Source organism: Saccharopolyspora pogona (assembly GCF_014697215.1).
In the GTDB taxonomy this organism is placed as follows: Bacteria; Actinomycetota; Actinomycetes; order Mycobacteriales; family Pseudonocardiaceae; genus Saccharopolyspora; species Saccharopolyspora hattusasensis.
Genome location: NZ_CP031142.1, coordinates 510,940 through 533,083, shown reverse-complemented (window position 1 = coordinate 533,083; position 22,144 = coordinate 510,940). Strand labels below are relative to the sequence as shown.

Genomic DNA, 22,144 nt, shown 5'->3' with positions numbered 1-22,144 from the left:
TCCCCGCACGTGTTTTACAGGAGCGAAAGGCTTCGATGACCACCACCGACATGCCGAAATCCGGCTTTGCGGCGGCATTGCGCCGGTTGCCGTCCGCGCAGAAGTCGGCCAAGGGAGCGCCGGCCTACTCGCGGTTCGTCAACCGCAAGGCTGGTGGCTACCTCGCGGCGGCCGCCTTCGTGCTCAAGGCGACACCGAACCAGGTCACCGCCGTCAGCGCGCTGTTCACCTTCGCCGGCATCACCGCTGTCGCCACCGCCGCACCGTCGTGGCCGCTGGGCATCGCGGTGGGCCTGGCGCTGCTCGTCGGCTACGCGCTGGATTCGGCCGATGGGCAACTCGCCCGGTTGCGGGACACCGGCAGCATCGCGGGCGAGTGGCTCGACCACGTGATCGACAGCGCGAAGATCGCCACCCTGCACCTGGCCGTGCTCGTCTGCGCGTTCCGGTTCTTCGACCTCCCCAGCGGATTCCTGCTGGTCCCGCTCGGTTACGCCGCGGTCGAGACCGTCATGTTCTTCGCGATGATCCTCAACGACCAGTTGCGCCGCGGCCGCAACTCCGGTTCCGGCGCACCGGCCCCCGCTGCGGGATCACCTTCGATCCTGCGGTCGTTGCTGGTCCTGCCGACCGACTACGGGGTGCTGTGCCTGGCTTTCCTACTGCTGGGGTCCCCGATGGCGTTCTCCCTGCTCTACGGCGGGCTCTTCCTGCTCAACACCGCATTCCTCGCCGCGGCGCTGCCGAAGTGGTTCGGTGACATGGCGCGCCTCGACCGCACGGCTGCGGATCAGGAGCGGTGACGATGCCCACCATCGGATACGCACCCGGCGCCTTCGACATGTTCCACATCGGACACCTCAACATCCTGCAGCGGGCCAGCGAGGAATGCGACGACCTGGTGGCGGGTGTGGTGACCGACGACGTCCTGCTGAAGGTGAAGGGCCGCAAGCCGGTCATCCCCTTCGAGGAGCGGTTGGAGATCGTGCGCAACATCCGGTGCGTCGCCGAGGCCGTCACCGACCAGTACGAGGACAAGTTCTGCATGTGGGAACGTCTCCGGTTCGACGTGCTGTTCAAGGGCAGCGACTGGCGCGGCACGGCACGCGCCGAGGCGTTGGAGCGCAAGCTGTCCGCCGTCGGGGCGCGAATCCGCTACTTCAGCTACACCACCCACACGTCCAGCACCTTGCTGCGGCAACGAATCTCGCTCCCCTCGCCCGGTGTGCTCGGCGAGCTGGAGCCCGGGCCGACATGAACCGGCCGCATCGCCGCGACCGGCGCGTCCCCGCTATCGCCCTCGTGACCGCGATCGCCCTCGTGACTGCGCTGCTGGCATCCTGCGCCGCGAACGGCAACGGCAGAACCACAGCGCATCCCATCGACGCGACGATCAACACGACGTACTACCCGGTGCCCGCCGGCGCGCTCTTCGTCGCCACCAACGGGAAGGACTCCGCGCAGGGCGACGAAGCGCGTCCGCTGCGCAGTCTCGGCGAGGCGGTGCGCCGGGCACGGCCCGGCGCCACGATCGTCCTGCGAGAGGGAACGTACCGGGAGACGGTCGGCATCATCGTCAAGAAGCTGTCTATCCAGCCGTATCCGCGTGAGCGCGTCTGGCTCAAGGGCAGCCGGGTGGTCTCGCAGTGGTCCCGCGACGGCGCCGTGTGGCGGCACGCGGGCTGGAACCCGCCGCTGTGCCGGACCTGCTTCCTGCCCGAGATCATCGACCCGGCGCACCCGCTGGCCGGACTACCGGACATGGTTTTCGTCGACGGCAGGCCACTTCGGCAGGTGGGCGAGCGGAGATCGGTCACCGACGGCACGTTCTACGTCGACGTCGCGCGCAAGGAACTGCTGATCGGCGAGGACCCGGGCGGGCGGTTCGTGGAGGCAACCGAGTTCGACTGGCTGCTGCAGTTCGACGGCCCGGAAGCCGCGGGCAGTTCGATTCGCGGGATCGGGATCGCGCACTACGGCGCGAACCAGAAGTACGGCCAGCGCGGCGCGATGGTCGTGGTGAACGCGCCGTCGGTGGTGTTGGAGAACAACATCTTCTCCGCTTCCGCCTCCAGCGGCGCAGCGGTCTTCCAACCCGATGCGCACGTGATCGGCAACCATTTCCTCGACAACGGCCTGGTCGGCTTGATGGCCAACCGGGCCGACGGGCTCCGGTTGGCCTCGAACACTTTCGCGCGCAACAACAACGAGCACTTCGCCTTGACCGGCGAGGCCATCGGAGCGGCGGGGGCGAAGATGACGCGCACGAAGCGGGCGTGGGTGTCCGACAACACGTTCACGGACAACATCGGCACCGGGTGGTGGTGCGATCTGGGGTGCACCGATGCCGTGGTGGTCCGCAACATCGCGCGGGGCAACGCCGTGAACGGCCTGTACTACGAGGTCTCAGCGAGGGCGCTGATCGCGTCGAACGTCGTGGTTTCCAACGGCGGGCGCGGCATCAAGGTCTCCAGTTCCGACCACGTCCGGCTCGTGCACAACACGTTCGCCGACAACGGGATCGAGCTCGGACTGTACAACGACAAGCGGTCTGCGATTTCGGACCCCTACAGCGCCGAGCTGGGCCTGTCCTGGATCACGTCCAACACCGAGCTGGTGAACAACTTCCTGATCAGGCAGCACGACACCGAGCCGTTCATCGAGTCCGCCGACTACAAGCCGCACCCCCAACCGGCGTCACCATTCATCTCCGCCAGCGACGGCAACGCCTTCCTGCGGGCAGCGGGCTCGGCACCGTTGGGCACTTGGTCGCTCGGCTCGGGTGAGGTCGTCACGATCAACACGCTGCCCCAGTTGCGGGAACGGACGGGACTCGACCCGCACAGCCTGGCGGTAGCACCGCCGCCCGCCCCGTTCCGCGATCCGGCCCGGGGCGATTACTCGCTTCGCCCCTCCACGCCGGGTGTCCGCGCCGGTCAGGCCCTGCCGCCGGATGTCGCCCGGATACTCGGCATTCCACCGCTGGACCACCCCGACATCGGCGCGCTCACCGGCCCACGGGGGTGAGCGCGGGGACGCCTGCTCCGACGTCCCCGCGTCCCCTCGGGATCAGCCGATGCTGCTGCGCGGGGTGCTCAGCACTGCGCCGTCGGCGTCGACCGCCCTGATCCAGTACTCGGCCCTGTCCTGCGGCGCTTGGTTGTCGGTGAAGCTCATCGTCGTCACCGACCACGGCCAGGCGCTACTGGTGGTGGTGTAGATCGGGTTCGCGGTTCCGGTGCGCATCACCTCGTAGCGGATTTCCCGGTTCTGCGCGTCCCAAGTTCCCGTCCACCTGATGGAGATTCCGCCCAACGTGCGCCGGTTGAGCTCCGGGGCTGGGAACGGCACCTGCGGCCCGTTGTTGACAGCGCCGGGAACGCCCCGGGCGGCGAAGCGGGTCAGCGACTGCTGGGCGCTGCCGTTGACCGTCGTGAACTCGCCGCCGACCACCACGTAGCGACCGTCGCTGTCCACTGCCCACGGCCCGTTCAACCACGGACTGCCGGCGGGGCCGCCGTTGGTGTTGGGCAGCCACGGCAGCAACTCCGGAACCGGGTCGCCGGACCGCACGTTGTTGACGTTGCGCTGGGCCGTTTTGGTGGCGGTCGTCGTCTCGGCGAGCAGCCGGTGGTAGTCGATCGTTCCGTTCTCGGGGACGGCGTTGATGGCCGCGCAGTTGTGGGTGTGCGAGGCGCTGTAGAGCACACCGCCCGCTACCGCGACGCTTTGGGTGTCGCCGTAGCAGCCGTCCATCCAGCGCGGCTTGCCGGTGGCGATGTCGATGGCGCCCCTGCCCTCGAGCCGGGGATTGCCACCGAGCCAGTTGTAGGAACCGACGTAGACCGTCCCCGTGCCGTCGGTGGCCAGGTCCGTGATCGTGTCATCGGACGAGGGCGTGACCCATTTCCACGGTACGAGGGCACCGCTGGCCGCGTCGACCGCGGTGAGTCCGTGCCGGTAGGTGCCGTTGACGTTGTCGAAGGCTCCCCCGATGACCGTGCGCCCTTGGGCCGGGGCGGCCAGCACCGCGAAGACCTCCCGGTCCGCGGTAGGAGCCCAGGGCAACAGCGCGCCGCTGCCGGTGGACACGGCGGCGAGCCGGGTGCGCGGCACGCCGTCGACGGCGTTGAAGCCGCCGCCGAGATAGACGGTGTCGTCGGTGATCGACAGGCCGCGGACCCGGCCGGCCACGCGGGGCTTGAAGTACGGGTCCAGCGCGCCGGTCGCGGCGTCGAAGGCGGCCACGCGCGAGCGCCACTGGCCGTCGACCTTGTCGAAGTCGCCGCCGACGTAGACCTTCTTCCCGTCCGGCGAAACCTCGATCCGGAACACGGTGTCGCAGATCCACCGCCCGGCGCCGGCGGTCTTGCAGAACGGTCCCGGGTCCGCGCCGGAGAACGTGCTGCCGCTGACCACCGGTGCCCACGGCAGGAGTTCGCCGGTGGTCACGTCGAAGGCCAGCAGGTTGTTGCGGGTGACCTCACCTGGTCCCCCCGGCGCCACGCCGGCCGGGCGCGCCTTGCTGAACTTACCGCCGGCGACGGCGGTGTTGCCCACGATGGCTACCGCGAAGACCACACCGTCGGTCTGCGGCGTCGGCAGCGCCCCGGCGGTGACCGGCTGCGGCAACTCCGCCGCTATCGCTGCCGGTACCGGCACCACCGCTGCCGACAACGCGGCGACCGCGACTGCGGCGACGCACGACAGCTTCCTCGCGCGATTCATCGGACCTCCTTAATTTCCGGCATGGACACGGCCGCTGCGGCGGCAGGCCGCGCGCCGGGCAGCCCGCGCGGCGTGGGTGTGCGCCTGTCCTCGATCAGGACGCGGGCGGCCAGTTCTTCGTACTTCTGCGCTACCCCGTCCCACGTGTAGCGGTCGAGCGAGGCCACCTGCTCTTTTCCGCGCAGCAAGGTGCCCGCTGGGTCGGCTTCCGCAGCGTCGCACAACGCCGCGAGGTCGCCAGGATCGCGGAAGTAGCGGCCGAATGAGCCGAGGACTTCGCGGTTGAAACATACGTCGAAGGCGGAAGTCGGGGCTGCTGCGCCCATCGCGCGCAGCAGCGAGGGGTTGGTGCCGCCAACGGAATGACCGTGGATGTAGGTCAAGGCGTTGCCGTAGAGCTGGTCCAGCAGTCGCTGGTCCCACACCGCGCCGAGCAGCCGCACCCGGGGATCGCCCTTCGCCGCTCGCGCGATGCTCGCGGTGTACTCGTCGGCGTAGGGTGCCGATCCCACCACGACCAGCGGGTGGCGGGCGTTGCTGCGGAGGTAGCCCTCGACCGCCACGTGCACGTGGTTCTCCGGTTCGAACCTGGCCACGACCAGGTGGTAGCGGCGGGGGCTGAGCCCGCGATCGGTGATGCCGTCGGTCCCGACCTCGGTGAGGACCGGTGCCCCGTAAGGGATGTAGTCGGTCTCGGTGTTGAAGCGATCGCGGTAGTAGTCCTGGATCCCCCGGGCGTCGGCGATCAGCGCGTCGGACCAGCGGACGGCGAGCGCTTCGGCACGGCGGTAGTAGGCCGACCCCGCAGGCCCCCACTTGGCCCGCTTCCACTCCAAGCCGTCGACGTGGGTGATCGTGGGAATTCCGCGGAGCCTCAGCAGTGGCAGCAGCGGCGCGTTGGCGGCGTTGAACACCACCGCCACCTCCGGTGGCCGTACCACCGCGTGCAACGCCGAAAGGGCCGTGTGGCTCAGCGTTTCCAGTGTCTTGCGGCGCAGCGCGGGAAGGTGCACGAGCCGCATCCCGAGGTGGCGTTCGGGGCGGGGGCCGCGCCCGCCGAGTTTGCGGCAGTAAACCGTGACCTCGTGTCCGCGCTGGACGAGTCGTCTCCCCACCTCCTCGACGCACGTCTCGAAGCCGCCGTAACGCGCGGGCACGCCGCGGGTTCCGAGCATCGAAATCCGCATGTTTCGTTCTACCGTTTCGTCGAAGGGCGGCCACCGAATCACGACGGGCAGCCCTGGAGCCGCAAAGCTGTTTTCGCGCGGCTCACTCGATTCGGTGCCCAGCTTGTAATATGCCGACGGCGGGTAGTCGTTACACCCATTCGGCAACCCGTCTTCGGCGCATTCGCGCCCGAACCCACCTGATCCGAGGACCGTCCGTGAGTTGGAATGCCCTTCGACGCCGCTATGGCGTGTCGCGTCGCCGGGCCTACGACGCCGAGCGCTGGCCCGTCGTGTGCGTGCTCGCACTGATCGTGGCCAGCGAATACAAGTTCCGCGTTCGCGCCGACGACCAGTCGGTGTCTGGCTCGCCCGACCTGTTCGTACTGGCCGAAATCGCCGTCTACGCGGCCGTGGCGTGCTTCCTGTTCCTGCGCTTCCGCCCCACGTCCCAGCTGCGGCGCGCCGACTGGATCACCTGTTCGGCCTATTCCTACGCGGCGGTCCTGGTGCTTTCGGCGTTGTACTCGCCGTACCGCGAACTGGCCCTCGTGCGGGCCTGCCAGGTCGTGGTCGTGCTGGCGCTGAGCCGTTCGATTGCCCGCCATTGCGCCCGGGATGCGCTGCACCGCATCGCGCACGCCTTCGCAGTCCTGGTCAGCGCCTCGGTCGTCTTCGGCGTGGTCGTGCCGTTCCCCCGGCTTCCAACGCAGCCCGGCAGGTTCACCTGGCTGTACCTGCATCCGGTGGACGCGGGCCAGTTCCTCGCGCTCGCGGTGGTGATCCTGGTCACGTACGCCTTCGGTCACCGGTTGGCCCGGCCGGGCCCGCACTGGCCGCTGCCCGCCTACCTCGTGCTGCTGGCGATCTGCGCCGCCGGGTTGATCGGGAGCAACACGCGCGGGGCCGCGTTCGGGGCGATCGTGGGTTGCCTGGTGATCGCGGGATTGCGGTGGCGCGGCCGCCGGCGGCTGGAGATCACGGTGGCGTTGGCGCTCGTGTTGATCACCGCGTGGCTCGCCGCGGGACCGCTGATCGAGGCTTTCTTCGTCCGCGGTGAGTCCGCCGAACGGCTCGCGTCTTTGAATTCGCGGACGGATCTGTGGGCTTACGCGTTGGATGCGTTCCTCCAACGCCCGCTCTACGGCCACGGTCTCACCGCCTCACGGGGCTTGTTCCTCGACGAGATCGGGTTGGGCGGCGGGCACAACGGGCTGGTGAACGTGCTCGTCGACGCCGGACTGCTCGGCGCGGTGGTGTGGCTCGTGCTGCTCGGCCGCATCTTCACCGCCGCGGTCGCGCTGCGGAACCTCCGGCCCGAGCCGCGGCTGGATCGCATCCTGATCCTCGCGGTGTTGTCGGGCTCGCTCGCCAACTCGATGTTCACCGAAGGGCTCGGGGCTCCGGCCAACGTCGCCTGCGTCTGGCTGTTCCTGCTAGCTGCGTGGACGAGCATGGCGGGTGCGCGGAACTCGCCCTCGGTGCTGCCACCCCATATCCCCGTCGAAGAGCTGGAGCGACGTTGGTCCAACGAACCGCGCTGATGGTCCATCCCGGTGCCGAGCTGTACGGATCCGACCGCATATTCCTGGAGTCGGTCATCGCGTTGACCGATGCGGGCTGGCGGGTGGTGGTCGCGCTGCCGGAGCGGGGGCCGCTCGCCGACCGACTGCGCGACCAAGGCGCGGACGTGGTCCTGTGCCCGACCCCGGTGCTGCGGAAGTCGGCGTTGCGCCCGGCGGGGTTCCTGCGGCTGCTACTGGAAGGCCTGCGGGCAGTGGCGCCGACTTTGCGGTTGCTGCGGAGGACCCGCCCCGACGTCGTGTACGTCAATACCGTGACCGTGCCGCTGTGGCTCCTGCTCGCCCGCTCGACCCGGCGATCGGTGATCGCCCACGTGCACGAGGCTGAGGACAGCGCACCACGCCTGATCAGGACCGCGCTCGCTGCTCCCCTGCTGTGTGCTACCTCGGTCGTGGTGAACAGCGAGGCCACGGCTCGCGTGATCACGCGACCGCTGCCTCGGCTGCGTCACCGGATCCGCCTGGTCTACAACGGTATTGCCGGGCCGGCGCATTCCGCGTCCCGTGGCGGTGAGCGACCCGATCCGGTCCGGATCGTGCTCGTCGGTCGACTGTCACCGCGCAAGGGCACCGACGTCGCGGTGCGCGCGATCGCCCGCTTGCGCGCCGATGGCCACGACGTCGTCCTCGACCTATTGGGGTCCGCGTTCACCGGTTACGAGTGGTACGAGCGGCAACTGGCGGACCTCGTGCGGCGTCACGACCTGGCCGAGGTGGTCACCATCCGCGGTTTCCGCGCGGACGTCTGGGATGCCTACCGGGGCGCCGACATCGCGCTGGTCCCGTCACGGTTCGAGCCTTTCGGCAACACCGCTGTGGAGGCGCAACTGGCCGGAACTCCGGTGATCGTGACCGATGTGCAGGGCTTGCCGGAAACCGTCGCGCACGGACGCTACGGCCGCGTCGTGCCCGCCGACGACCCCGACGCCCTCGCCGAAGCGATCAGCGATGCGCTTGCCCAATGGCAAGGAACTCTCGACACGGCAGCGCAGGCTCGCCAGCACGCCCAGGAGGTGTTCTCACCGCAGCGCTACCACGACGACATCGCCGCGATCGCAACCGACGTCGCCCGCCGCCGCTGACCAGCCAGTCGCCCGCCGCCGCTGACGAGTCAACGGCCGTCAGTACGCGCCCTGCTTGGTCAGCACCGCGCGCACGGTCTTCCAGAGGATCACGGCGTCCATCGCCAGCGACCAGTTCTCCACGTACCGCAGGTCGAGCCGGACGCTTTCGGCCCACGACAGGTCGCTGCGACCACTGACTTGCCACAGCCCGGTGAGCCCCGGCTTGACCAGCAAGCGGCGCCCCACCACGTAGTCGTAGGTCTCGGTCTCCTCCGGCAGTGGCGGCCTCGGGCCGACCAGCGACATGTGCCCGGCGAGGACGTTGAACAGCTGCGGCAGCTCGTCGAGCGAGTACCGGCGCAGCAGAGCACCGACCTTGGTCACCCTCGGGTCGCGGCGCAGTTTGAACAACGGTCCTTCCGCATCGTTGGCCGGGCGCAACGCGGTTCGCATCGCGTCCGCGCCCACCACCATCGTGCGGAACTTCAGCATCGTGAACGTGGTGCCGCCTCGTCCGGTCCGGCGCTGCCGGTAGATCACCGGTCCACCATCGGACAACTTCACGGCGAGGGCGATCGCCAGCATCGCCGGCCCGATCAGGCCCAGCAGGAGCAACGCGCTCACCCAGTCGGCGAGAGCCTTCACGACTCGGCGACCACCGGTGAAGGAGGGTTCGCTGACCTTCAGCATCGGCATCCCCAGCACCGACGACACGTGCAGCCGGGGACCGGCCACCTCCATCAGCACCGGGGCAACGACCATCTCGGCGGCGGTGTCCTCGATCTTCCACGCCAGTTCCTGCAAGCGGCGCGGAGTCCAGTAGGCATCGGCGGTGATGGCGACCACCCGGTAGCCGCCGCGCCGGACGTGCTCAGCGAGCTCATCGACATCACCGATCACCGGAACGCCATCCACCTCACAGACCGGCCCCTCGCCGGCCTCAGTACGAAGGCACAGCGCTTGGATCTGCCATCCGACGTGCGGCTGCTGGCGGGTGCGGGCGATGAGATCGCGCAGCGTGTGCCTACTGCCCGCGGCGATCACCGGTAGCAGGCACCTGCCGCCGCTGCGGGCGCTGTGCAGGTAGCGGCGCAGCAGGTACCGCTGCGCGAGCACCAGAAGCGCAAGCGCGGGTAAGACACCGAAAACCCATGGCCGCACGTCTAATGGCGGTACCGCAAGCCCCGCGACCGCCAGGACGACGCCAGCGGAGAAGATCCCTCGCCCCAGGCGCCGGTACTCCTCGTGTCCTTGCCCCAGGACCCTGATATTCCAGGAACCGACCAGGGCCCACAACACGGCCACCGCGGTGAGCAACGCCAACACCATCGGAGGCAGCACCGCGATGTCCAGCACTGCCACCCAGACCGCCCCCGCTGCCGAAGCCACCGCTGTTGCGACGGCGTCGCTGGCGATCACCGCGAATCGGTACCGCCGTTCCCACACCATCGCGGGCAGTGCGGGGAGCGGGTGGTCCGGAGGCGCTGTCGCGTTCAACTGCGGGGCCCGGACGGATCCGGCTGACCCTACGCCATCCGGCAATGACATCATTGCGCACATCGGCTCCTGCATCGGTCCCCTCTACAGTTGGCAGAAACGTCCGCGCGGCGGAAGCGATCGGACGTCAGAGCTATCGGGGCAATCACGAATCCGTTACACGTTTCCCGACGAGAGGTGAACGGCGATGGGGACTGGAAAGGCGCAACGCGCCCCGCGCTGGTGCTACGTCGGCCGCCCGTTCCAGTGGATGATGTCCGGGGACTCGTAGTACTTCCGCAGGCGCTGTTCCTCGGTACGGCCGCGCAGGGGGAACTTGAAACTCGATCCGTCCGGCCAGGTCATGGTACGCGTGCGGAAGCTGATCTCCGGCGCCTGCGGTTTGCGTGCCTGCCAGACAACTTGCGGCGAAGGCGCGTCGGCCGGGTCCACGTAGGTGGCACGGTGTCCACCACCGCAAGCCACAGGTGCCCCGTTACGCGAAAGTAGGCGCCATTCGCCAAGAAAAAAATGAAGAACGCCGCGCCGCCGATACCGCGCAGGATGGATTGGCGGGACGGCGCCCGATCGACGTCGAAATTTGCCCGAAAGTCACTATTACCCTTGATGGTTTGTGCGGCGAGTGCCGCGAACGCCAACACACCGGTTTGCCGGAGCCCGCATCGCTGTCCGAGTTTAAGACCGCCACCGAACGCGCGCGCCAGGCCATCGCCGGCAGTTCGGCATGGTGGCTCCCAGACCTGACCGACGAAAGCGACGAGGGCACGAGCTGGGGAATCTGGGGAGGCGTCTGCGCACGTGACCGCCAGCAGGCCATCCAACATGTGACACTGCGACCGCACCGCAAGCCCGATGCGATCACCTTCGCACAGCAGCTGCTGACAACCCTGGACACCACCTTGAGGTCCGCGCATGTTGCCCGGACCGGACTCGGCTTGCACGACTCTCACTCGAGTGGGCGGATTGCCTGAATGAGAGCCTCCAGACGAACCACGAATCGCCAGATCCTTCATGCTGTCGTCTGCACGCGAGACTCTCGGCGTGGCGCCGTTCGCCCAATGAGCCGACCACACCACCCACCACTTCGGCCGCGCCTGCACCAGGCTTGATCAACACGGCCAACGCTGCCAAGCAGAAGCCGACCACCGAGAGCACCGCTTGGGTACGCCTGGGCCGCCGACCGCCAGTAGCGATCACGCCAATCGCGATCGCCATAGCCATGACTGGCGGCCGCCGACGCCCTCCGATCGCCGAGAGAACGAACTACGGCGTCGGAACCGCGGTCATCTGCGGGGCCGACTGATGCCACTTGGTTAGGTTTTGTTCGCCTTCCAGGTGGCGAGCTCGCCGCCGGGCATGCACACGACCTTCATCCCGCCGGGGCCGGCTACGGTCCAGGCCTCATAGATGCGGCTGGGGTGCGCACGAAGCTCGCTTCCGCTGGCGAATCTCACGATGAGCGTGCCATCGTTCTCGATGGATGCCTTGCTGATGACCTGTTCTGCAAGGGATTGCAGATCATCCGAGTCCGCATTGGACGGTTCGGGGGAGAAACGCAGCACACCGTGGGACGTCCGGAGTGTGTAGTCGTTTTCGATGCGGAGCTCGAACCCTCCGCTGGTCCCGAAGGACACGGTGTAGTCGAAGCTCTGCTCGGTGACCTGTTGCCCCTGCAGGTTGAGGTCCATTTTCCTTACCAGCCTTCCGGAACCGGGTAGGAGCCGTCAGGACGTAGGGGTATGTGCGTTTCGGAGTTGGGCCCTGGTTTTCCGTTGAGCCCCACTGGCTGCCCTAGAACCGGACGTATCCGTCCGGGTAACCCGGCTTCGGGTCCATCACCCGCACCATGTTCGCGTTGCCGCTCGCACCGGGATCTTGGTAGACGGTTCCCTTACCGTTGTCGGCGGTTCGGGCTTCCCAGCCGTCCTTGACCCCGGGCGGGTATCCGTCGACGTCTGAGGAGCCGTTGTTGTTCTCATCGAGCGGCTCGACGCGGTCATCGCCTGCGGCGTTGGTGGCGATGTTCATGGCGGCGGCACCGACCATGGTCGCTCCGGTCGCGATGCCAGCTGCGGACACAGCATTGAGCGGGACACCGCCAATCGCTCCAACACCCGTGGCATCCAGGGCAATACCGAGCCCTTCACCGCCAGCGCTGACGGCCATCAGCCCGATGCCCGCGGCAGCCATGGCAACATCGGTGGGATGGTTGAGGATGGCGTTGCCAACCGAGGCGAGGTCGTTGACGAAATGGTTCCGATGTTGACGAGTCGTCACCGATATCACCAAGAACGTCACCGACGTCGTCCCAGAAGCCAGACCGTTCCGGTGCTTTGTCCCGGGCGTGACCAAGTGTCGGCCGCTGCGTCTCCGGCGCTGCGGAGCTGGCCTCGGGCGCGGTCAAGGATCCTGCGCGCCTCCGCTCGTTTGGCTTCCCCTGGGTCGTTGAACGGTATCGACGGTGCCGTGGCGGGCGGGCCGTTCGTGGTTCTGGCGGCAGCGTCTTGTTCAGCTTGACCTACCGCTTGGTCGTGCTCCGCTTTGGCACTCTGGGTTGCGGCTTCTCCCTCGTCCCACAACCGGATCGCGTCCTGAGCCTGTGTCTGCGCCCAGGACAAGGTGGAGGCGTATCCGGTGAGGGCGCCTGCGCCGTCGTGGAAGGCGTCACCGGCCTCGGACCATTTGGGCGGCTCGCCATCGAAAACCTCTCGGAAGCTGTCGGCCGCAGCGCCGCTCCAGCCCTCGGTTGTGTCGATGCTGCGCAGCCCTGCCCCGGCGTCGTGCAGTGCGTCGCCGTAGGTGGTCATTTGCTGCGCGATGGCCTGGAGCGCGCCGACATCACCTGATACGAGGACCTTCGGGTCGTTCGTGGTTCCCAGCTCCGCTGTCATCGCGGCCCGGCGGGATCGGGACCGGTAGGCCGCTCGACAATGCCCGCGAGTTGCTCCTGGGCGTCCAGATCTACTTTTTGGTAGGTCTCGACGCAGTGCGCCAGTTGGCCTGCGATTGCCTGCCCGTCCTTTGCCAGGTTCACACCGATTTGCCACCGGTCACAGAAGTCCGTGATCGTTCCGGCCAGCCGGTCGTGCCACACGATCGCGCCGTCGTCGTCGATCGTGTCGACCCGGTGCCGCGCCAGCTGACTCAACGTCTGATTCACTCCATCGCCGGCCTGCGCTAACGCCTTTAGATCGACATGGAATCCGTCAGCCATCGCAGTCCTCTTCACTTCCCCACGGAGGCAAGCTTCTCCAGACCCGAGCTGGACACTGGACACTTTTCTCGACCAACAAGCTTTCCTATTTTGTTGCCGACAGCACATTGCGTGATTCTTTTACGACAATTCGTCCCGCTTATTTCCCCTAGACCCAACCGGCGCGGCCGGACTAAACATCAAGTCAGGGAGTAACTGGGATTTGAGGGGCTGAACTGGTGGGCTCGGCCTGGGCGAGCACTGCGATGCTCAACGCTGCCAACGCCACGTCGGCCAGTTCGTCCCCGATGTCGGTCAAGGGACGTTCCTGGTCTTCCAGGGACGAGATGTCGCTGCCGTTTCGACGCAAGACGCACATGGCCAGGTGTCCGACCTGGACAGCCAGTTCCGCTGCTGCGGTCACCGGTTCCCACCGCCGGGATGCCGTGCGTGCGAATCGCGTGCGGAGCCGGCGGACCTCGGTGAGGATCTCGCTGAGGTTCCGGTTCATCCCAGGATCAGGGGCATAGCCCCAGCGGTTCCGCTGCTCCAGTAGGCATCTGCGTCGTTGCGTCGAACCTTGACCCGACGGAGAGCCTCAAGGAGTTCTGCTCCGGCGCACACCTCGTCGTGAACTGCGCCGGCCCCTCGTATCACATCCTCGACACCGTGGCCCGAGCGGCACTGGAAGCCGGCGCGCACTACGTCGACGTCGCCGGGGACGTCCCAGCCCTCCGCGCGCTCGGCCCGACGTTCGGCGACCACGTAGCCGTCTTCTCCGCAGGATTGATGCCAGGCCTGACCGGGCTGCTCCCCCGACTCATCGCTGGCCCGATGGCGAAATGGGGCCGTGGCCTCGCGAAGCCTGACCCCGCAGCGCTTTGTGCAGCCGCCCGGCTTTCCCGAGACCGTCGACGCGATGCCCTTCCTGCCAACCGAAAGCGCCCGGCTGGCAGCCGAACTCCGCCTCGCCGAACTGCGCTTCTACACGGCCTACGCCTCCCAGGCCATTCCGACCACCTTGGCGATGGCCTGGGCGGACGACCCCGAGTTCCGGAACGACTACATCGAACTGCTGATACAGGCGGCGAAATCGGACCTGCGCGAGCGCGACCCGTACTACGCGCTCACCGCCTGCATCCCGACCACCACCGGAGCGTCATCGTCGCTGACGCTGCGCACCAGCGACCCGTACCAGCTCAGCGGCGTGGTCGCGGCGTTGACGGCCGACGCCGTCCTCCAGGAGAAGATCGCCCCAGGCGTGCATTTCGCGGACGGCGTGCTGGATCCCGCCGACATCGCCGAAGCGCTCCACCGCGACCCCCTCGTCCGGTCCCTTTCCATCCAAGACCCGACCGGCAGCATCACTGGCAGACCTTAACGATAATGGTTATCATTCCTGTCTGTCTTGGGTTGCGCCCACACCGCTGACCGCCGACGGACTGCCCAGCCGGCTGCACTGGGCGCCCGATCTCCAGCGCCGAGCGCGCCAGAACTGACCACACCAGAAGCCCGACACCCGTCTCAGGACACGAGGAGTCCCGTGATCGACCAGTACGCCGAGTCGGCGGAGTTCATCGACATCCTGATCGGCCCGTTCTGGAGCGCCCTCGGTCCCGCACTGACCGCGGCGGCCCGCATGACCGACCCCACCTCCGGGCCGGTGGTGGACGTCGGGGCAGGCAGCGGCAGCGGAACCCTGGTGCTCGCGGACGCGCTGCCGGACGCCGAGATCTTCGCCGTGGAACCCTCCGCCGGCCTGCGGTCGGCACTGCTGGCCAGGGTGAACGCACACGACTCGCTGCGCGAGCGGGTGACGGTCCTACCGGAGGGGTTCCTGGACGCTGACCTGCCCGGCCAGCTGAGCCTGGTGGTCGCGATGAACGTCATCGGCCACTTCTCCCCTCCCGAGCGTCTGGAGATCTGGCGGCTGCTGGCCGAACGCCTCGCGCCGGACGGACGGGCGGTGCTCAACCTCCAACCCCCGGCCGAGCCGGTCGAGGTCCCGGAGGCGGTGGCGGCATCCGAGCGCGTCGGACGTCGGCGCTACGAATGCCGGGCACGGGCAGAACCCGCCGGCGAGGAGATGCTGACCTGGCACATGACGTATCGCTCCTACCAGAACGAGCAGATCGTCGATGAGCGCAAGCTGAGCTACGCCTGGCACCTGGTCAGCGAACCGCAGCTGCGCGACGAGCTCGCGCCGGCAGGCCTGCGGCTGCACCGCCTGGATCCGGCGGAGCTCGGCATGTTCACCATCGGCCGGACGCAGGCTTGATGGCCGCAGTCCGCCCCGGCCCCTACGGGCCCCGCCGGGCAAGGCTGCTGCGCCGCGCGCGAGTACCCCGCCGGGGAGCCCCACCCGGAGCCCAGCCGCGCCCAAGCACGCATCCGACTGATGGGTCATCTCGGATGCGAAGTCCAGACACAGGAAGCATGTCCCGGGGAGAGTCGCGTATGCCGACCATCCGTTCCGGCGAGCATGTAGGTGCACAAGCTAATTCCGGGCCTGCAAGGACCTGATGCCCTCGTCCTCGATCTTGTATCGGCTTACGATTTCGGCAGACGATATCGAATTCCGATATCTACGGGGAACGGAAGGGGGACCAGGCCATGAACACCACGCGACACGGCCGGGGAGCGGGGCGGCTCACCTCCCACCCGCCCGGGCCCTGCGGTGGCTGCACAGTAGTTCGACCGCCTCGTAGTATCGGAAGCCGATATCGGATTCGCCATCAAGAGACCGGCCTGTTCCAAGGGGGCGCGGTGCGGGAGTTCTTGCGGGGTGCGATTCGGCTGCACATCCTGCACCACGCGGCCGAGGAACCGATCCATGGCGCGTGGATGGCCCGCGAGCTGGCCAGTCACGGTTACCGAGTAAGCCCGGGCACCCTGTACCCCACGTTGCATCGGCTGGAAGCAGAGGGGCTGCTGGTGTCCGAGCACGAACTGGTCGAAGGCCGTCAGCGGCGGGTCTACCGCGCGACCGATGCGGGCCTGGAAGCGCTAACTGCCGATCGGGAGGCACTGCGGGAGCTGGCACGGGAAGTTCTCGGCTACCACGACCACACCGGAGAACATCGCGACAACCCGAAAGGAGCGCCGTCATGACCACTGCGGTGCGCACGGGATGGTGGACGCGACTGCTCAGCACTGATGCCCCGACTGCGACGATCCTCATCCGGCTGGTCGTGGGCGGCATCTTCTTGTCCGAGGGGATCCAGAAATTCCTGTTTCCGGCCAAGCTCGGCCCCGGCCGGTTCGCCAACGAAACCCCACTACCAGCGCCGGAATTCTTCGCCTACCTCGACGGGGTGTTTGAGATCGGCTGTGGTGTGCTGCTCATCCTCGGGCTGCTCACCCGGCTGGCGACCATCCCCATGATCATCGACATGCTTGGCGCGGAGGTCCTCACCAAGTTCCCCCTCCTGGCCCACGGCGGAGTGTGGAGCTACATACACGAGGCACGCCCCGAACTCAGCCAGCTGTTCGGCTCGGTGTTCCTACTGATCGTCGGCGCGGGAGCGTGGTCACTGGACGCCTGGCTGACCGCCCCACGGCACACCTCTGCCGCCTGACAGCCGATCACCGCACATCCCCCACCCGCTGTCCCACGGCGAACCCGGTCGGGATTGCTGGCCGGAAACGGGACAGGGACACCCACACGACGGCGGCCAGCGGTGTTTGGAACTCCGTTCGCCCACCGGCGCTACCCCGCATCGACGAGTTCGGATGGTGTCGATCAGCGCCGGTGGCTGTGCTTCAGTCGCCGGCGGAGAGGCCAAGCACGATCGCCTCGATGACGAGGGCGATGCCGGTCACGATCTCGTAGCGGATGTTGAGTCGCCTGCGAATCAGGCGGAAGGTGGTGCGGCCCAGCACAAGCCCGACGAAGGACATCACGGCGGTGATGACTCCGAAGAGCACGGCTGGCAGCCACGGGGAGAACCCGAGCAATCCGAGGCTGGCGCCTGCGAGCACATTGTCCACGCTCAGCGGTAGCGGAAGACCGAAGAGCACCCACGAGTGCTCTAGCTCCTGCTCGGAGTCGGTCATCGGGTGCCGCCACCCTCGCAGCAGCAGGTACAGGCCATACGCGCCGAGCGCGATCGGGCCCACGTAGTCGGCCACGGGCCCGATGGCCTCACCGACGTAATGTCCGAGGAGCAGGCCCACCAGGGGCGCGGCGCCGTCCCAGAACCCGAAGTTCGCCGAAACCAGGATCATCCGGCGCCAGCTGAGCCGCAGCGGCCCGAGCAGGACTGCGGTCCGGAAATTGTCCAGGCCGAGGAAGAACCCAAGCGCAACGAGGTTCGCGACCTGTCCGATCATGTCGCCGCCCACACGAAGCACATCCGCTCCCGCTTACGCGCAGCTGCCACCACCTGCCGCATGAACGCTCTCCCTTTCCGATCAGGATGCTCCAGCTCCCAAGGTGCCGTGGCGGACAAGCATCCGCAATCGATGGCGACGACGGCGGCGAGGAGGGGCGAGCAACTGGCGTTCGGGCAGGAAACTGAAAGGGTTGGCAGGCGACGGCAGAATCCGAGGGGACCACCACGAGTCCGGCGGTGGGATCGCGAAAGCTGCGGGGACAAGACTGCGTGGTTTCACGGCGCCCGACAAGTTCCCCTCCCACAAAGCCGAACCACGGGTGATGAAACCGGTAGCTCCGCAAGTGCCGCGAGCAAACGTCGGCGCTCACGCGGCGGTCGGCCCCGCCGGCAACTGAACAAGAACACGCATCAATGCCGACTCAGCCCGATGTGCTACGGCAATAGTGTTGAAAGCTGATCGAATACGTTTGAATACGTTGACATTTGGCGAAATGGGATCGTCAAATAATCTTGCGTCGGCAAGGGAGGACCACCGCACGGGCGGTACGGCCGGCGTCCTGGCGCCAGCGCCCGCTGGCGCGGTCCCTTTCGAGAAGGGTGTGCGACATCGATGTCACCAGCAGAACTGCTGCGCCTCGCTCGGCGACTCTTCGCCAACCTCTCCCGCAAGATCACAAAACACCGCGCCGCCATCAACGCAGCCCTAAAACACGGCCTGCCCAAGGACTCATCGAGTCCACCAATACAACTCTCGCATCAGTCACCACAATCTTCCCGTAGATCCTCCCTCTCATGTTCCTGTAGTCAATGACCGATGCCCGCCGGATCCGGATACTGGAGACGACCGCGCAGCCAAACTCTCGCCGCTGAGGTAGGCCGTGCGACCACTTGCCACATCATCCGGGACTGTAGAAGACTCGTCCATCACCGGCTTGGCCATGGCCTTATCCGTGGGATACGTGTCTGACGCCTTCCCCGGGTTGGTGGGAAACTTACTGACATTGATTTATTAAGGTCAACAATTGACTATTGGCCTAGTAAGCTATACCGTCGCCCACTTGTTGGAACACATGCCTGCAGCCCGTCACATCGATCGGCGCGTCCCCAGCGGGCTTTCCTCAAGGAGGTTCGGACATGACCGACGACGCCCTCGGCGCGCGCGGCCCGCGATCGGGACTGAAGGCGCTCGCCGCGGGAAGCATCGGCAACTTCGTGGAATGGTTCGACTTCGCGATCTACTCGGCGTCCATCCCCATCATCGCCATGCTCTTCTTCCCACCAGGCAACGATTACGCTGCGTTGCTCTCCGCGTTCGCGCTCTATGGCGTGGCCTTCGTTGCCCGGCCCCTGGGCGGCGTTGTCTGGGGCAATCTGGGCGATCGGCTCGGCCGCCGCAACGTGCTCGCTACCATCGTGCTGCTGATGGGTGCCGCCACGATGGCGATCGGGCTGTTGCCCACCTACGCCACTGTCGGGCTGCTCGCGCCAGCCCTGCTGGCGCTGTGCCGGCTGGTCCAAGGCTTCTCCGGCGGCGGGGAGTTCACCGGTGCGACGTCGTTCATCACCGAGTATGCACCGCCCAACCGGCGCGGACTGTTTTCCGCCATTTCCGCAACCTTCACCACGCTACCGGCGGTCCTTGGCACCCTGACCGTGCTGGGCATGCGGGTGATCATGTCCGAGGCGGCGTTCATTGAGTGGGGTTGGCGGCTGCCATTCCTAATCGGCGGCCCCCTCGCGATCGTCGGCCTGATCATCCGGTTGCGCATGCACGAGACTCCGGCGTTCCGGGAGGCAGCGGGCAAGCACGAGGTCGAGAGGGCGCCGCTGCGTGTGGCCATGCGGGATCATGGCCGGCAAATCGCGCTGGTGTTCGCCATCGCGTCGCTAAGCGGGCTGGGTGCCTACACGCTGGGCACGTACTTCGTTTCCTACCTCACAGTGACGATCAAGATCAGTCCAACCGCGGCGTTGCTGGCGAACGCCGCCGCGCTCACGGTGACCGTTCCGCTGGTGCCGGCGGTGGGGCTGCTTGGCGACCGGATCGGACGCAAGCCGCTGCTGTTTATCGGCTCGGCAGGGTTCGTCGCGCTGAGCGTGCCGGGATACCTGCTCGCCGCCCAAGGCAGTCTGTGGACAGCCATCCTCGGTCAGCTCTTCGTCGCGCTGCCGTGGAGCTTCGTGGTCGCCGCCGTCGTAGCGACCCAGATGGAGATCTTCCCGACGCGGGTTCGGTACAGCGCCTCATCGATCGGCTACAACCTGGCTTACATGGTCTTCGGCGGTACGGCCCCCCTGGTCGCCACCTGGCTGGTGTCGGTCACCGGCAACTCCATCGCGCCAGCGTTCTACCTCATGGTGGTCGCCGCCGCGGTCTTCGTGGTCGCTTTCGCGCTGCCCGAGACATCGCGGCTGTCGCTGCGGACCGGCGCCGAGCGGCCCGAGCCGGTGGCGTGAGCCGACCGTTCCGCCGCGTCAGCCTGACGCCCCGAAGCCGAAGTGGACCAATGGCCTACTAGGATCCGGCGGGGCATCGGTTTGTGTTCGACACCCGATGCCACCGCCGCTACCACCCGCCCGCCGACCTCCACGCAGTTGCCGTCCTGGTTGTTGGAACGGCTCGACTTGCGCCACGAACCGTACCTGTGTGTCGTGTCGGGCATCTGGCGTGCCCCTTTCAGCATCTCGCGCGACTCCTCGGGACTCAACGAGCGCCGTTCCTCCTGGTAGCCCGCGCCACGTTCGTGCTCGATGTAAACGAAGGCGGGCGTGTCCTCCTGACACTCCACGACCGAACCAGGGCATCATGGTTCGCCCGCCGGGCCCCGCTGGGTGGGGATGAGGTCCCGGAGGTACTCGCGGTGTTGGGTGGGTAGTGCCCTGCCACCTGGTCGTGGTGTTCGTTTGGGGTCCACTGTGGACGGTGGGATGAACACCGGTCGCCGGTCCCGTATCTCGGTTTCCCACCGCTGGTTGTGCAGGGTCCGGTGATGATGACCGCAGAGCATCACCATGTTGCCCAGCTCGGTGCTTCCACCATCGACCCAGTGGGCGATGTGATGTGCTTCCGGGGTTCCCGGCGGCCGGTCGCACCCCGGAAACGCACACACCCCGTCCCGCTGCAGCAACGCCGCCCGCAGATGCGTCGGCGCGGTCCGCTTCGCCCGACCCACCTCCAGCGGGAGCCCGTCCCCGCCGAGAACCATCGGCAGCACCTCGGCGTCGCAGGCGATGCGGCGGGCGTTCTCGGCGGTGATGGCCCGTTCGGTGTTAAGGGTGCCGGGCAACCCTGTTTCGGCGGCGACGAACCCGAGCCCTCGCTTGAGGTCCTCGAAGTCGATGGAGATGGTGATGTGCGGCCGCTGTCCACCCGAACGCGGAACCCCGTCATGATCCAGCGCCAAGTCCAGGATCGCGGCGAACCCGTCGGCGTTGCGCTGCCCCACCGTGCGCGGATCCTTCTCCCCCTCCACCTCCGGCCGCGGTGCGGCCAGCGGTTGCATCAGCGCGGCGAACTTCGCCCCGGCCTCGCGGTCGAGGCGGGCTTTGATGACCGTCATCCCATCCCGGGCAACCGTGTAGTGCAGCTCCCGCGACTCATGCTGGTCTTCCTCGTCGTCGTAGGCACCGTCCTGATCCAGCAGATAGCGGATGCGCTCGGCAAGCTTCTCCAGCTCACGAGGCGTCATCATCCGCGCATACCCAGCCAGGGTTGATTCGACCTCACCGACCTGATGACAGCGGGCATACTCCGGCAGGCGGCGGACCCCGTCCACGATCACCCGCGCATGCTCCAACCCGATCGCACCCTCTGCCAAAGCCGCAGCAGTCTCAGGCAGGTCGGCGGGCATGACCTCGCCATACAAGCTCTGCCGGTCCTCAACATTGCGGGCGACCTTGACGCGGGTTTTCGCATCACGCGCATCGATGTTGAGCAACCCCTGCAACCACACCTGCGCCGACCGGAACCCCAACTCGGCATACCCACCACGGTGGTCGGCTTCGGCGATGCACTGCAACTGCTCCATCATCAACACCCGCATCCCCTCCTCCAGTTCACGGATACGGGCGGCGAGTTCGGCATCCGTGCACGACACCGCCGACCGGGCACTGGTGGTGCCGACGGCCGGATCCTGGATGTTCAACAGCGGTGTCATACCAAATATTCTCCCGCATTAGAACACCAGTTCGCACGTCATTTATGGTCACTTGATCAGGTGAAACACCCGACCCCGAAACCCAAAAACCCAAGCCGCGGAAACGAAAACACCGGAAACCACGACACAGCACCGAAAACCAGGGCACGTCGAAGGCGCCACCCAACCACCACCACACCACCAGCACGAGCGTCGTGAGCGGTTTCAGGCGCTATAGCCCCGAAAATCACGCACGGACCACCTCGGAACGCAGCGATCACCACCACCCACACCCCCTAGGCGAATGGCCGACCGAGACGAATCCCGCACCCGCCAGCGAAAAGCGACTACCAGTCAAACCCGGCTACGGCCCACCCAAAACCAAACCCCCAAAGGCCCCGACCCCGGCAAAAAGCCCAACCAAGAAAGCGAAACCCACG

The 22,144-nt window shown here is 67.1% G+C and carries 22 protein-coding genes and 1 pseudogene; 11 read left to right on the top strand and 12 right to left on the bottom strand.

All coding sequences use genetic code 11. The features are described from left to right. The first annotated feature begins 35 nt into the window (after nucleotides 1–35). From DL519_RS01900 to DL519_RS01890, 3 genes are read left to right on the top strand one after another with little or no spacing between them, the layout of a single operon-like run. Nucleotides 36–803: a CDP-alcohol phosphatidyltransferase family protein gene (locus tag DL519_RS01900; protein WP_190812619.1), complete on the top strand. Its 768-nt coding sequence runs from the start codon at nucleotides 36–38 to the stop codon at nucleotides 801–803. A gap of 2 nt (nucleotides 804–805) precedes the next feature. Further along, entirely contained in the window at nucleotides 806–1,258 is a 453-nt protein-coding gene (locus tag DL519_RS01895; RefSeq protein WP_190812618.1) for an adenylyltransferase/cytidyltransferase family protein, read from the top strand. After that, entirely contained in the window at nucleotides 1,255–3,027 is a 1,773-nt protein-coding gene (locus DL519_RS01890; protein ID WP_190812617.1) for a right-handed parallel beta-helix repeat-containing protein, read from the top strand. Before DL519_RS01895 ends, DL519_RS01890 begins: the two co-directional genes overlap by 4 nt. Nucleotides 3,028–4,221: 1,194 nt before the next feature. Here the strand turns inward: DL519_RS01890 and DL519_RS49635 are convergent. Both DL519_RS49635 and DL519_RS01880 read right to left on the bottom strand, forming a co-directional pair. Further along, a pseudogene (locus DL519_RS49635) lies at nucleotides 4,222–4,728 on the bottom strand (hypothetical protein); the annotation flags it as partial. Next, entirely contained in the window at nucleotides 4,725–5,915 is a 1,191-nt protein-coding gene (locus DL519_RS01880; RefSeq protein WP_190812615.1) for a DUF1972 domain-containing protein, read from the bottom strand. The pseudogene DL519_RS49635 and the gene DL519_RS01880, both read right to left, overlap by 4 nt. A 197-nt stretch (nucleotides 5,916–6,112) precedes the next feature. Between DL519_RS01880 and DL519_RS01875 the strand changes: the two genes are divergently transcribed. Further along, a complete protein-coding gene (locus tag DL519_RS01875; RefSeq protein ID WP_223838347.1) occupies nucleotides 6,113–7,438 on the top strand; it encodes an O-antigen ligase family protein in 1,326 nt (441 codons plus the stop codon). Then, a complete protein-coding gene (locus DL519_RS01870) occupies nucleotides 7,417–8,559 on the top strand; it encodes a glycosyltransferase (protein ID WP_223838346.1) in 1,143 nt (380 codons plus the stop codon). Before DL519_RS01875 ends, DL519_RS01870 begins: the two co-directional genes overlap by 22 nt. A 39-nt stretch (nucleotides 8,560–8,598) precedes the next feature. On the opposite strand, the gene DL519_RS01865 is transcribed toward DL519_RS01870, so the two are convergent. Together DL519_RS01865 and DL519_RS01860 are read right to left on the bottom strand one after the other, a co-directional pair. Next, entirely contained in the window at nucleotides 8,599–10,113 is a 1,515-nt protein-coding gene (locus tag DL519_RS01865; protein ID WP_190812614.1) for a sugar transferase, read from the bottom strand. A gap of 150 nt (nucleotides 10,114–10,263) precedes the next feature. After that, nucleotides 10,264–10,470 (bottom strand): hypothetical protein, encoded by a 207-nt coding sequence (locus tag DL519_RS01860; RefSeq protein ID WP_190812613.1) that lies wholly within the window; start codon nucleotides 10,468–10,470, stop codon nucleotides 10,264–10,266. 35 nt (nucleotides 10,471–10,505) lie between these two features. On the opposite strand from DL519_RS01860, the gene DL519_RS01855 reads away from it, so the two are divergent. Then, nucleotides 10,506–11,009: a hypothetical protein gene (locus DL519_RS01855; protein ID WP_190812612.1), complete on the top strand. Its 504-nt coding sequence runs from the start codon at nucleotides 10,506–10,508 to the stop codon at nucleotides 11,007–11,009. 342 nt (nucleotides 11,010–11,351) lie between these two features. On the opposite strand, the gene DL519_RS01850 is transcribed toward DL519_RS01855, so the two are convergent. The 5 genes from DL519_RS01850 to DL519_RS01830 all read right to left on the bottom strand — a co-directional run bounded on the left by DL519_RS01850 (nucleotide 11,352) and on the right by DL519_RS01830 (nucleotide 13,742). Then, on the bottom strand, nucleotides 11,352–11,726 hold the full coding sequence (locus DL519_RS01850) for a DUF6188 family protein (RefSeq protein ID WP_190812611.1): 375 nt from the start codon (nucleotides 11,724–11,726) through the stop codon (nucleotides 11,352–11,354). A gap of 103 nt (nucleotides 11,727–11,829) precedes the next feature. Then, nucleotides 11,830–12,315: a hypothetical protein gene (locus DL519_RS01845; RefSeq protein WP_190812610.1), complete on the bottom strand. Its 486-nt coding sequence runs from the start codon at nucleotides 12,313–12,315 to the stop codon at nucleotides 11,830–11,832. 17 nt (nucleotides 12,316–12,332) lie between these two features. Then, a complete protein-coding gene (locus DL519_RS01840; RefSeq protein WP_190812609.1) occupies nucleotides 12,333–12,929 on the bottom strand; it encodes a putative T7SS-secreted protein in 597 nt (198 codons plus the stop codon). Next, entirely contained in the window at nucleotides 12,926–13,252 is a 327-nt protein-coding gene (locus DL519_RS01835) for a hypothetical protein (RefSeq protein WP_190812608.1), read from the bottom strand. Before DL519_RS01835 ends, DL519_RS01840 begins: the two co-directional genes overlap by 4 nt. 184 nt (nucleotides 13,253–13,436) lie before the next feature. Beyond that, on the bottom strand, nucleotides 13,437–13,742 hold the full coding sequence (locus tag DL519_RS01830; protein WP_190812607.1) for a MazG-like family protein: 306 nt from the start codon (nucleotides 13,740–13,742) through the stop codon (nucleotides 13,437–13,439). Nucleotides 13,743–14,081: 339 nt separating this feature from the next. Here DL519_RS01830 and DL519_RS45405 point away from each other — a divergent pair, with 339 nt between their 5' ends. The 4 genes from DL519_RS45405 to DL519_RS01810 all read left to right on the top strand — a co-directional run bounded on the left by DL519_RS45405 (nucleotide 14,082) and on the right by DL519_RS01810 (nucleotide 16,809). Then, the gene (locus DL519_RS45405) at nucleotides 14,082–14,612 is read left to right on the top strand and encodes a hypothetical protein (protein ID WP_223838345.1); all 531 of its coding nucleotides are present in this window, start codon (nucleotides 14,082–14,084) and stop codon (nucleotides 14,610–14,612) included. Between the two features lie 162 nt (nucleotides 14,613–14,774). Further along, nucleotides 14,775–15,509, top strand: a complete 735-nt coding sequence (locus DL519_RS01820) for a class I SAM-dependent methyltransferase (protein WP_190812606.1) — start codon at nucleotides 14,775–14,777, stop codon at nucleotides 15,507–15,509. A 488-nt stretch (nucleotides 15,510–15,997) separates the two neighbouring features. After that, the gene (locus DL519_RS01815) at nucleotides 15,998–16,342 is read left to right on the top strand and encodes a PadR family transcriptional regulator (protein WP_190812605.1); all 345 of its coding nucleotides are present in this window, start codon (nucleotides 15,998–16,000) and stop codon (nucleotides 16,340–16,342) included. Then, nucleotides 16,339–16,809: a DoxX family protein gene (locus tag DL519_RS01810; protein ID WP_190812604.1), complete on the top strand. Its 471-nt coding sequence runs from the start codon at nucleotides 16,339–16,341 to the stop codon at nucleotides 16,807–16,809. Before DL519_RS01815 ends, DL519_RS01810 begins: the two co-directional genes overlap by 4 nt. Before the next feature lie 184 nt (nucleotides 16,810–16,993). Here the strand turns inward: DL519_RS01810 and DL519_RS01805 are convergent, their stop codons facing one another. Beyond that, nucleotides 16,994–17,584 (bottom strand): manganese efflux pump MntP, encoded by a 591-nt coding sequence (locus tag DL519_RS01805; protein ID WP_223838344.1) that lies wholly within the window; start codon nucleotides 17,582–17,584, stop codon nucleotides 16,994–16,996. Nucleotides 17,585–18,702: 1,118 nt separating this feature from the next. On the opposite strand from DL519_RS01805, the gene DL519_RS01800 reads away from it, so the two are divergent. Next, on the top strand, nucleotides 18,703–20,025 hold the full coding sequence (locus tag DL519_RS01800) for an MFS transporter (protein WP_190812603.1): 1,323 nt from the start codon (nucleotides 18,703–18,705) through the stop codon (nucleotides 20,023–20,025). Here the strand turns inward: DL519_RS01800 and DL519_RS49630 are convergent. Next, nucleotides 19,917–20,231, bottom strand: coding sequence for a DUF397 domain-containing protein (locus tag DL519_RS49630; RefSeq protein WP_223840183.1), 315 nt, complete (start codon nucleotides 20,229–20,231; stop codon nucleotides 19,917–19,919). The two genes, DL519_RS01800 and DL519_RS49630, sit on opposite strands and share 109 nt — an antisense overlap. A gap of 141 nt (nucleotides 20,232–20,372) precedes the next feature. Then, the gene (locus tag DL519_RS01790) at nucleotides 20,373–21,725 is read right to left on the bottom strand and encodes an HNH endonuclease signature motif containing protein (protein WP_190812601.1); all 1,353 of its coding nucleotides are present in this window, start codon (nucleotides 21,723–21,725) and stop codon (nucleotides 20,373–20,375) included. Nucleotides 21,726–22,144: the final 419 nt, after the last annotated feature.

Coding starts and splice junctions, on each gene's coding strand:
- DL519_RS01840 (WP_190812609.1), bottom strand. CDS start 12,929: ATGACAGCGGAGCTGGGAACCACGAACGACCCGAAGGTCCTCGTATCA.
- DL519_RS01830 (WP_190812607.1), bottom strand. CDS start 13,742: ATGAACCGGAACCTCAGCGAGATCCTCACCGAGGTCCGCCGGCTCCGC.
- DL519_RS01790 (WP_190812601.1), bottom strand. CDS start 21,725: ATGACACCGCTGTTGAACATCCAGGATCCGGCCGTCGGCACCACCAGT.
- DL519_RS49630 (WP_223840183.1), bottom strand. CDS start 20,231: ATGCCCGACACGACACACAGGTACGGTTCGTGGCGCAAGTCGAGCCGT.
- DL519_RS01850 (WP_190812611.1), bottom strand. CDS start 11,726: ATGGACCTCAACCTGCAGGGGCAACAGGTCACCGAGCAGAGCTTCGAC.
- DL519_RS01800 (WP_190812603.1), top strand. CDS start 18,703: ATGACCGACGACGCCCTCGGCGCGCGCGGCCCGCGATCGGGACTGAAG.
- DL519_RS01865 (WP_190812614.1), bottom strand. CDS start 10,113: ATGCAGGAGCCGATGTGCGCAATGATGTCATTGCCGGATGGCGTAGGG.
- DL519_RS01895 (WP_190812618.1), top strand. CDS start 806: ATGCCCACCATCGGATACGCACCCGGCGCCTTCGACATGTTCCACATC.
- DL519_RS01890 (WP_190812617.1), top strand. CDS start 1,255: ATGAACCGGCCGCATCGCCGCGACCGGCGCGTCCCCGCTATCGCCCTC.
- DL519_RS01810 (WP_190812604.1), top strand. CDS start 16,339: ATGACCACTGCGGTGCGCACGGGATGGTGGACGCGACTGCTCAGCACT.
- DL519_RS01880 (WP_190812615.1), bottom strand. CDS start 5,915: ATGCGGATTTCGATGCTCGGAACCCGCGGCGTGCCCGCGCGTTACGGC.
- DL519_RS01835 (WP_190812608.1), bottom strand. CDS start 13,252: ATGGCTGACGGATTCCATGTCGATCTAAAGGCGTTAGCGCAGGCCGGC.
- DL519_RS01900 (WP_190812619.1), top strand. CDS start 36: ATGACCACCACCGACATGCCGAAATCCGGCTTTGCGGCGGCATTGCGC.